Source organism: Microbacterium sp. 69-7 (genome assembly GCF_001897985.1).
In the GTDB taxonomy this organism is placed as follows: domain Bacteria; phylum Actinomycetota; class Actinomycetes; order Actinomycetales; family Microbacteriaceae; genus Microbacterium; species Microbacterium laevaniformans.
Window position 1 is genome coordinate 1 of the sequence record NZ_MKRU01000071.1, and the last position, 8,430, is coordinate 8,430.

At 69.1% G+C, this 8,430-nt stretch carries 9 protein-coding genes; 2 read left to right on the top strand and 7 right to left on the bottom strand.

The annotated features are described in order from the left end of the window. A partial coding sequence (locus BGN98_RS06615) for a DUF2017 family protein (RefSeq protein WP_288120362.1) occupies positions 1-476 on the top strand: 476 nt, incomplete at its 5' end. Between the two features lie 13 nt (positions 477-489). Here BGN98_RS06615 and BGN98_RS06620 read toward each other — a convergent pair. Genes BGN98_RS06620 through gatC form a run of 6 tightly spaced genes read right to left on the bottom strand, consistent with a single transcriptional unit; the run spans position 490 to position 6,033 of the window. Then, entirely contained in the window at positions 490-1,065 is a 576-nt protein-coding gene (locus tag BGN98_RS06620) for a nucleoside/nucleotide kinase family protein (RefSeq protein ID WP_036285384.1), read from the bottom strand. Then, entirely contained in the window at positions 1,049-1,369 is a 321-nt protein-coding gene (locus BGN98_RS06625; protein WP_036285382.1) for a hypothetical protein, read from the bottom strand. Before BGN98_RS06625 ends, BGN98_RS06620 begins: the two co-directional genes overlap by 17 nt. Before the next feature lie 22 nt (positions 1,370-1,391). After that, a complete protein-coding gene (gene dinB / locus BGN98_RS06630) occupies positions 1,392-2,651 on the bottom strand; it encodes a DNA polymerase IV (RefSeq protein ID WP_036285379.1) in 1,260 nt (419 codons plus the stop codon). A 60-nt stretch (positions 2,652-2,711) separates the two neighbouring features. Further along, positions 2,712-4,226, bottom strand: a complete 1,515-nt coding sequence (gene gatB, locus BGN98_RS06635; RefSeq protein WP_288120365.1) for an Asp-tRNA(Asn)/Glu-tRNA(Gln) amidotransferase subunit GatB — start codon at positions 4,224-4,226, stop codon at positions 2,712-2,714. Continuing rightward, on the bottom strand, positions 4,226-5,737 hold the full coding sequence (gene gatA / locus BGN98_RS06640) for an Asp-tRNA(Asn)/Glu-tRNA(Gln) amidotransferase subunit GatA (protein WP_036285373.1): 1,512 nt from the start codon (positions 5,735-5,737) through the stop codon (positions 4,226-4,228). Before gatA ends, gatB begins: the two co-directional genes overlap by 1 nt. Further along, complete coding sequence (gene gatC, locus BGN98_RS06645) at positions 5,734-6,033, bottom strand: Asp-tRNA(Asn)/Glu-tRNA(Gln) amidotransferase subunit GatC (protein ID WP_036285370.1); 300 nt, start codon at positions 6,031-6,033, stop codon at positions 5,734-5,736. Before gatC ends, gatA begins: the two co-directional genes overlap by 4 nt. Positions 6,034-6,091: 58 nt before the next feature. On the opposite strand from gatC, the gene BGN98_RS06650 reads away from it, so the two are divergent. Beyond that, a complete protein-coding gene (locus tag BGN98_RS06650; RefSeq protein WP_288120367.1) occupies positions 6,092-7,810 on the top strand; it encodes a long-chain-fatty-acid--CoA ligase in 1,719 nt (572 codons plus the stop codon). 5 nt (positions 7,811-7,815) lie between these two features. Here BGN98_RS06650 and BGN98_RS06655 read toward each other — a convergent pair. After that, a partial coding sequence (locus BGN98_RS06655) for a helix-hairpin-helix domain-containing protein (RefSeq protein WP_288120369.1) occupies positions 7,816-8,430 on the bottom strand: 615 nt, incomplete at its 5' end.

Below are 8,430 nucleotides of genomic sequence, written 5' to 3' on the forward strand. Positions count from 1 at the left end.
TGCGGATGCCGGTGTCCGCGCTGGAAGCCGCGCATCTCACGGACATCGTCCTGCAGTTCACGGATCTGCTCGCCGAGGCCATCGACGGAGTCGATGATCCGGGCGTCGCGCGCCTCGTTCCCGACGGCTACCGGGACGCTGCGGAGGATGCCGCGGAGTTTCGTCGTCTGACCCAGGACGACCTCCTCGATCGGCGTCGTGATGATGCGGCGCTGGTGCTGGCGACGCTGCAACGCGATGGCCAGACGCGGCGTCCGCAAGACCTGGACCGCGCAGACGCCGAGGCCGAGGTGATCGTCGAACTGGATGCCGGTGCTGTCGCGGCATGGTTGCGAACGTTGACCGCGGTGCGGCTGGTGATCGCGACACGCCTCGGGATCACCACAGAAGAGGAGCAGGACGACGACCCCCGCTTCGGTGTCTACAACTGGCTGGGCTTCCGCCTCGAAGGCCTGCTCCAGGCGATCGAGGACTGACCGCCCCCAGCCCTCACGGGACGTCGATGACGATCGTTGCGAGCGATTGCGGGCGATGCGCGCGCAGGTGCTCCTCTTCCTGGTCGGCCCAGCGACGCCAGTGCGGACGGTAGGTGTCGCCGTCTCGAGCGAGCGCGCGATCGCGCCGCGCACTCTCGGGCGATTCCACCCACACGCGCACGTGCGCCAGAGGCGCGGTGCTCGGGGTGAGCACCCCTGCTCCCTCGAGGATCAGGGGGACGTCGGCGGGCGTCTCCACCTCGGCCCCCGGACGATCGGCTGCCCAGTCCCACCGTCGCCACACGGCCGCCCTTGCCTCGCTGACGGGGATCAGGATGAACTCCCGCGCCAGAGTTGAACCGGCCGAGAGCCCGTCCCACCCCGGATACAGCTCGTCGAGGCCGATCATGCTGACGGGGCGCCCCCACCGCTCGCGCACCCGTCGCGCGAGGGTCGATTTGCCCGCGCCGGAACGTCCGTCGATCAGGACGATCGGTGTGATCTCCGGCTCCAAGGCCGCAATGGCGGACTCGATGCGGTCGACCCCGCTCGTGAGCGCCGCATCGACCTCGTCAGCGCTTGAGGGCACGGATGATGCGGCTGAGCGTGCGTCCCGCAACCCACACGAAGGGGATCGCCACCGCGACCAGCGACACGAGGTTCGGCTCGAAACGCAGATCGTCGCCCTTGCGGATGTAGGCACCGAGGGGAACCGCGAAGCCGCCGCCGCCCCCGCCGTTGTTGCCGCTCTCATCCTCGCCGGCGCCGAAGCCCGACCACGACAGAGCCACGGGGATGAGGCGAATGCCGTCGACGTCCTGCTGCTCGCCGTAGACGCTGTTGACGCCGAGCGATGCCGACTGCTTGCCGAGTTCGAGTGCGAGATTGGGCATGTTCCCACCGTAGCCGGGAAGCTCACTCGGTGCGAGGGAGCCGCGGATTCGTCGGCAGAGCATTCACATCACGGCGCGGGCCGAGGACGCTCGCCCGGGTGACCGCTCCCCCACCGAAACGCTCACGCGCGTCGTCCAAGGCCGCGTCGACCCGTCGCCACTCGGCATCCTCATCCCAGAGCGGCACGGATCCACCGTCACCGCCGCGCAGCTTCTCCGCGCGCACGCCGATCAGGCGCACCGGCTGGGTCAGCTCCAGGGCCTCGAACAAGCCGATCGCGACGTCGCCGATCCGCTGGCCGACGTCCGACGGCTCCGCGAGCGACAGCGAGCGCGAAAGCGTGGTGAAGTCGGCATAGCGCAGCTTCAACGCGACGGTTCCGGCTCGCCAGCCTCCGTCGCGGAGACGTGCCGCGACGCGATCGGAGAGCCGGCGAAGCTCGCTGCGAAGAACCGCCGCATCGGCGACGTCGGTGAGGAAGGTCTCCTCATGCCCGATGCTCTTCTCCGTGCGTTCCGTCTCGACGGCTCGGGGGTCGATGCCGTGCGCGAGTTGCCAGATGCGCTCCCCGCCGGCGGGTCCGAGTGCGCGATCCAGGACGGCCCGCGGCGAGGCGAGGATGTCGGAGACGAGCCGGATGCCGCGACCCTCCAGCGTCTCCGCGGCCTTCGGCCCCACCCCCCACAGCGCCGAGACGGGCAGCGCGGCGAGGAAGGCGGCGGTGTCGGGTTCGCTGACGATGAGCAGCCCGTCGGGCTTCGAGCGCGTGGAGGCGATCTTCGCCACATGCTTCGTGGCCGCCACCCCGACGCTGCAGACAAGCCCCGTCTCCGCTTTGACGCGGGCCCGGAGCATCCGGGCGATCTCCCCCGGAGTTCCCCAGAGCCGCCGTGCGCCGGACACGTCGAGGAACGCCTCATCGATCGAGAGCGGCTCCACGAGGGGGGTGATGTCGTGGAAGATCGCCATCACCTGACGTGACAGGCTCGCATACCGCTCGAAGTGCGGAGTGACCACGACGGCCTGCGGACACAACCGGAGAGCCTGTGCGACGCCCATTGCCGACCGCACGCCGAATCGACGAGCCTCGTAGGAGGCGCTGGAGACCACACCGCGTCCCTCCATACCGCCGACGATCAGCGGCTTGCCGGCCAGGGAGGGATCGTGGAGGACTTCGACCGACGCATAGAAGGCGTCCATGTCCACGTGAAGAATCCGCGTGCCGGTGTCGTCGGCACCGGGCGGCGAGACGACCCGCCCCGACCCGTCACCCCGTCCCATGAGTCCATTCTCGGTGACGCCGCCGACATTGCGGCGCCACCGAGAAGGCAGCGTGTGCGACTACTGCGCCGCGCGCTCGAGAACGAGCTCGCGGACGCGTGCGGCGTCGGCCTGACCCTTCATCGCTTTCATCACGGCGCCGATGACGGCACCGGCGGCCTGCACCTTGCCGTCGCGGATCTTCTCCAGCACGTCGGGCTGCGCGGCGAGAGCATCGTCGATCGCGGCGATCAGCGCGCCGTCGTCTGAGACGACTGCAAGACCGCGTGCGTCGACGACCTGCTGCGGCGTGCCTTCGCCGGCGATGACGCCCTCGAGCACCTGACGCGCCAGCTTGTCGGTGAGCGTGCCGGCGTCCACGAGCTGCTGCAGCGCGGCCACCGACGCGGGGGTGACGAGCGATGAAGCTTCGACTCCCTGAGCGTTGGCGATGCGAGAGATCTCGCTCATCCACCACTTGCGCGCGGCCGCAGGCGCAGCGCCCGCTGCGACGGTCGCGTCCACCTCGGCGAGCAGGCCCGCGTTCACGATTCCCTGGAAATCGATGTCGGCGAAGCCCCACTCGGCCTTCAGACGTCGCCGACGCGCGGCGGGCGGCTCCGGAAGAGCAGCACGCAACGACTCGACCAGCGCGGAGGACGGCGCGACGGGCAGGAGGTCGGGCTCCGGGAAGTAACGGTAGTCGTCGGCATCCGACTTCGGACGCCCCGGAGAGGTCGTGCCGGTGTCTTCGTGCCAGTGCCGCGTCTCCTGCGTGATCGTCCCGCCCGCGGCGAGGATCGCCGCTTGACGCTGGATCTCGTAACGCACGGCGCGTTCGACCGAGCGCATCGAGTTGACGTTCTTCGTCTCGGTGCGCGTGCCGAGCTTCTCCTGCCCGCGTGGGCGCAGGGACACGTTCGCATCGCAGCGGAGGTTTCCGCGTTCCATGCGCGCCTCCGAGATGCCGAGCGAGAGCACCACGTCGCGAATCGCCCGCACGTACGCGGCGGCCAGCTCGGGTGCACGGTGTTCCGCGCCGAAGATCGGCTTCGTCACGATCTCCACGAGCGGGACGCCGGCGCGGTTGTAATCCACGAGCGAGTACTCCGCGCCCTGAATGCGGCCGGTGGAGCCGCCGACGTGCGTGAGCTTGCCGGCATCCTCCTCCATATGCGCCCGCTCGATGGGCACCTCGAAGACCGTCCCGTCGGTCAGTTCCACCTCGATCTGGCCCTCGAAGGCGATGGGCTCGTCGTACTGCGAGATCTGATAGTTCTTGCCGAGGTCGGGGTAGAAGTAGTTCTTCCGGGCGAAGCGGCTCGACGGGGCAATCTGGCAGCCGAGGGCGAGCCCCAGACTGATCGAGAAACGCACCGCGGTCTCGTTGACCACCGGGAGCGAACCCGGAAGGCCCATATCGACGGGCGCCACGAGCGTGTTGGGGGCAGCATCGTGGTTCGCGGCGTGCGCCGGGTTGCCCGCCGGCGAGAACATCTTCGTCTCGGTGTTGAGTTCGACGTGCACCTCGAAGCCGAGCACCGGCTCGTACAGCTTCAGCGCGTCGTCGAAGTCCATCAGTGCGGCCTTAGCCATCAGCGGTTCCCTCCCAGCAGCGGGGCGCGGTCCAGCAAGGGACCACCCCATGAGTCGACGAGCAGGGCCTCGGCGGCCGCACCCACGCGATACAACCGGGCATCCTGGCGCGCCGGCGCGATGAATTGGATGCCGACGGGCAGCCCGTCCTCCTCTGCCAGACCCGACGGAATCGAGATGCCGGGGACGCCGGCCAGGTTCACCGGAATCGTGGTGACATCGTTGAGGTACATCTGCAGCGGGTCATCGATCTTCTCGCCGAGCTTGAACGCCGTGGTGGGAGCCGACGGCGTCGCGATGACATCGACCTGAGCGAACGCCGCGTCGAAGTCGCGCTGGATGAGCGTACGCACCTTCTGGGCGCTGCCGTAGTAGGCGTCGTAGTATCCGGCCGACAGCGCGTAGGTGCCGAGAATGATGCGACGCTTCACCTCCTCGCCGAAGCCGGCGTCTCGAGTGGCAGCCATGACGTCTTCGACCGTGCCGCCCGGAACGTCGACTCGCAGGCCGAAACGGACGGAGTCGAATTTGGCGAGGTTGCTCGACGCCTCCGCGGGAAGGATCAGGTAATACGCGGCGACGCCGTACTCGAAGTGCGGGGCGCTGACCTCAACGATCTCCGCGCCCTGCGCCTCCAGGAGAGCCAACGCTGCCCGGAAGGACGCCGACACGCCCGCCTGGAAGCCGCTGTCGGGCAGCTCGCGGATGACGCCGATCTTCAGGCCCGCCAGACCGGCGCCGGCGGCGCCTTCGCGTGCGGCCGCCGCAAAGGAGGGCCAGCTGTCGGTCAGCGACGTCGCATCGTGCGGGTCGTGGCCGCCGATGACGTCGTGCAGGAGCGCCGAGTCGAGCACGGTGCGCGAGACCGGACCGACCTGGTCGAGTGAGGACGCCAGCGCGATGGCGCCGAACCGGCTCACCCCGCCGTAGGTCGGCTTCATGCCGACGGTTCCCGTGACGTGCGCCGGCTGGCGGATCGATCCGCCCGTGTCCGAGCCGAGAGCCAGCGGAGCCTCGAAGGCGGCGACGGCGGCCGCCGATCCGCCCCCGGAGCCTCCGGGGATGCGATCGAGGTCCCACGGGTTGTGGGTGGGACCGTACGCCGAATGCTCCGTCGACGATCCCATGGCGAACTCATCCATGTTCGTCTTGCCGAGCGGCACCAGGCCGGCGGCGCGCGAACGCGCGACGACGGTGGCGTCGTAGGGCGAGAGGAAGCCTTCGAGGATCTTGGATCCGCTGGTGGAGGGCATGTCCGTCGTGACGAGCACGTCCTTGATCGCGAGCGGGACGCCCGCGAGCTCGCCCAGGGACTCACCGGCGGCGCGGCGACGGTCGATGTCGGCCGCCACGTCGAGGGCGTGTTCGCTCACGTGGAGGAAGGCGTGCACATCGCCGTCGACGGCGGCGATCCGGTCGAGGTGGGCCTGCGTCGCTTCGACGCTGGACACGTCACCGGAGGCCAGTCGTGCGGCCAGGTCTGCGGCGTTCAGCCGTGTGAGATCGGTCACTGCTCCTCCCCCAGAATCGCCGTGACACGGAAGCGCCCGTCGGCGGCGTCCGGCGCGTTCTGCAGCACCTGCTCCACCGTCAGCATCTGGCCGACGACGTCGGGACGGAAGACGTTCTCGAGCGGGAGGGGATGGCTCGTCGCGGGGACGTCGGGCGTTGCCACCTCGGACACCTTCGCGATGTTGTCGACGATCACCGAGAGCTGCCCCGTCAGGCGCTGCACCTCGTGCTCGTCGAGCTGAATCCGGGCCAGAACGCCGAGATGGCGAACGAGTTCAGGGGTGATTTCAGACACCCGTCGATTCTAGTCGGCCCCCTTCGGCCCGCTTCTCACGGCCGATAGGCTGGCCCGCGTGAGTGCCGCTGCCCCGTACGACCCGCCCCGCCCGTGGATCGCCAGCTACGCCGCCGGAGTCCCCGATGATCTCGAACCGGTCACCGGCTCGCTCCTGGACATCGTCACGGCGTCGGCGCGTGACTACCCGGATGCGCCCGCGCTGCAATTCTTCGGTCGCACGACCTCGTACCGCGACCTCGTCGAGGCGATCGATCGCGTGGCGGCGGGTCTCCGAGAGCGTGGGGTCGGCAAAGGCGACACGGTCGCGATCGTACTGCCCAACTGTCCCCAGCACATCATCGCCTTCTACGCGATTCTGCGCCTCGGCGCCATCGCGGTGGAGCACAATCCGCTCTACACTCCACGGGAGCTGCGCAAGCAGTTCGAAGACCACGGGGCGCGCACGGCCATCGTCTGGAGCAAGGTCGCCGCCACCGTGCAGGCGTTCCCCGCCGATCTCGCCGTCACCACGCTGGTCAGCGTCGACATCACGACCGCCATGCCGCTCTCGCTGCGTCTCGCGCTGCGGCTTCCCGTCGCGAAGGCCCGTCAGTCGCGCGACGCGCTCACCACGCGCGTGTCGCAAGCCGTGCCCTGGGAACACCTGGCACGCAGCGAAGCACTGGCGGCATCCTTCCCCGGTCCGGTCACCGACGACGTCGCCATCATCCAGTACACGAGCGGAACGACGGGAACGCCGAAAGGCGCGGTGCTCACCCACCGCAACCTCCTGGCCAACGCCCGGCAGGCTCAAGCGTGGGTCCCGTCGATCCAGCCCGGTAAGGGATGCGTCGTGTACGCGGTGCTGCCGATGTTCCACGCCTACGGGCTGACCCTGTGCCTCACTTTCGCGATGTCGATGGGTGCCCGTCTGGTGCTGTTTCCCCGCTTCGAACCCGCGATGGTCCTCGAAGTGACGAAGAAGCACCCGGCGACGTTCTTGCCGCTGGTGCCGCCGATCGCCGATCGACTGCTCGCCGCGGCGCGCGCCGAAGGCGTCTCCTTGGCCGGCACGGAGGTCGCCATCTCCGGAGCGATGGCATTGCCGCATGATCTCGTCGTGCCGTTCGAGCAGGCAACGGGTGGCTACCTCGTCGAGGGCTACGGGCTGTCCGAGTGCTCGCCGGTTCTCATGGCGAACCCGGTCGCCGACAATCGCAAGGCGGGAACGGTCGGACTCCCCCTCCCCGGCACCGAGTGTCGCGTGGTCGATCCGGACGATCCCACCGTGGACATGCCCTCCGGTGAGCGGGGCGAGCTGATCGTGCGGGGCCCGCAGGTCTTCCAGGGCTACTACGGCAAGCCGGAAGCCACCGAGGAGGTCTTCGTGGACGGGTGGTTCCGTACCGGCGACATCGTCCAGATCGACGACGAGGGGTTCGTGCGCATCGTGGATCGCATCAAGGAGCTCATCATCACCGGCGGGTTCAATGTGGCGCCCACCGAAGTCGAGAACGCACTGAGGCAGCACCCGCGCGTGGTGGATGCCGCTGTCGTGGGCCTGCCAAGCGAGCATTCGGGCGAAGAGGTCGTCGCCGCCGTGGTGCTCGACGGGTCCGGAGCCGACGTCGACACGGACTCCATCCGGGACTACGCCCGCAGCATCCTCACGCCCTACAAGGTGCCCCGCCGGATCTTCATCGTCGACGAGCTGCCGACGTCGCTGATCGGAAAGGTGCTGCGTCGCCAGGTGCGTGAGTCCTTGCTCGAGCTCACGCATCCCGGAGGAGACTGAACCGATCAGCCCGCGTCGGGATCGAGTGCCCCGAGCGCGGCGGGCCCCTGCTCGACGAGGATGCGAAACTGCGCGGCATCGATGATGCGGATGCCGAGTTCCTCCGCCTTGGCGAGTTTCGAGCCCGCGCCCGGGCCTGCGGCGACGAAGTCGGTCTTCTTCGACACGGAAGAGGCTGCTTTCCCGCCAGCGGCAATGATCGCCTCCTGCGCGCCCTCTCGGGTGTAGCCCTCCAGCGTGCCGGTCGCAACGACCGTGACACCCTCGAGCACGCCGCCGGCGGCGACGGCAGCTCCCGGGCCGGGGTGACCTGGAATCTCCAAGACCGCGCCCGCCGCCGCCCAGCGTTCCACGATCTCCTGATGCCAGTCGACGGCGAACCATTCCAGGAGCGAGTCCGCGATGATGCCGCCGACGCCGTCGACGTCGGCGAGAGCGTCGCGCTCGGCCGCGCGGATCGCGTCCAGCGAACCGAACCACTGCGCGAGTGCCCGCGCGGCGACCGGGCCGACGTGGCGGATGTTCAACGCGACCAGAAACCGCCACAGGTCCTTCGTCTTGGCCTTCTCGAGTTCCTCGAGAAGGGTGAGCGCCTGGGCCGACGGCTGGGGACCTGTGAG